Source organism: Streptomyces glaucus (assembly GCF_039533365.1).
Classification (GTDB): domain Bacteria; phylum Actinomycetota; class Actinomycetes; order Streptomycetales; family Streptomycetaceae; genus Streptomyces; species Streptomyces glaucus.
Window position 1 is genome coordinate 1 of the sequence record NZ_BAAATK010000131.1, and the last position, 1,407, is coordinate 1,407.

Genomic DNA, 1,407 nt, shown 5'->3' on the forward strand with positions numbered 1-1,407 from the left:
GATGCTCACTCATCGCCGACCGCACCAGACCCCACACCCCGGCCCCACCGAGGTCCGGGGCAGCCGTATCGGCGGCAGGGTCTACCGTGACCGCGCCTGTGGTCATCACCACCAGGGGCGTGTCCGCCCAGCGCTCGTCCGCCAGCCAGGTCCGCATGACCCCCAGGACACCAGCAATCCCACCCAGGACTTCACCAGAGTTCGCGCCGACGGTGAGGACGACGGCCGCGGGGACGGCCATGCCGGCCTCGACGGCGGTGGTGAGCGCGGGCAGGTCGTCGTATGCCGTCGCGGTCACACCGGCCTCGGTCCAAAGGGCCGCATCAGCTCCGATCACGGCCCAGGGACCGGGCTCATCCGTCCCATCCGGGTCGACGGACGCGGGAACCCAGCTGAGGCGGAACAGACTGTTCTGGTCCGCGCTCTGCGCAAGGTCGGCGGTGGACACGGGACGCAGCAGCAGCGAGTCGACGGTCGCCATGGGGGCACCGGTCGCATCGGCGACATACAGGGCGTACTCGTCGGCACCGCGCGGACTGATCCGCACCCGCGCTCGGCTCGCTCCCACCGCGTGGCTCGACACCCCCGACCACAGGAACGGCAGCAGCGTTCCCTGGTTCTCGCCGGTCCGCAGCGCGAGCGCGTGCAGCACGGCGTCCAGCAACGCCGGGTGCAGCCCGAACGCGCTCGCTTCGGCCGCCGGTTCCTCCGGCAGCGCCGCCTCCACGAACAAGTTGTCGTCCCGCTCCCAGACTCGGCACAGGCCCCGGAAGGCGGGACCGTAGGACAGTCCGGAGTGGTCGAGGCGTTCGTAGAGGCCGTCAAGGGGGAGTTCGCGCGCTCCGGTGGGCGGCCAGGTGCTCAGGTCGTGTGTGTGCTGGTCGGCGTCCGACGAGGCAGAGCCGGTACCAGGTGCGAGCACGCCGGTGGCGTGCAGGATCCACGGTTGACTGGAGTCGGTGTCGTCCGGACGGGCGTACACCTGGAGTACGCGGCTGAGGTCACCCTCTTGTGCCGACGGCTCGACGGTGATCTGCACACTCACCGAACCGTCCCGTGGTAGCAGGAGCGGTGTCTGGAGAGTGAGTTCGTCGATCCGCTCGCAGCCGACCCGGTCACCGGCCTGGAGGGCGAGTTCGACGAACGCCGTACCGGGCACGACGACGTTCCCGGCCACGACATGGTCCGCCAGCCACGGGTGCGTGCGGACCGACAGCCGGGAGGTGAGCAGCAAGGTCTCCGAGCCGGCGACGGATACGGCGGCCCCGAGCAACGGATGGTCCGCCGCACCGAGACCCAGACCGCGAGCATCGACGGCAGGACGATCCGGCGCCAGCCAGTAGCGGTGGTGCTGGAAGGGGTAGGTGGGCAGGTCGACGCGGTGGGCGCCGGTGCCGTCGAACAGCG

The 1,407-nt window shown here is 70.8% G+C and carries 1 protein-coding gene; it reads right to left on the bottom strand.

Going from position 1 to position 1,407, the window contains the following annotated elements:
• Nucleotides 1–1,407: polyketide synthase dehydratase domain-containing protein (locus ABD363_RS32365; RefSeq protein WP_344610030.1), on the bottom strand; the 1,407-nt coding region annotated here is incomplete at both ends.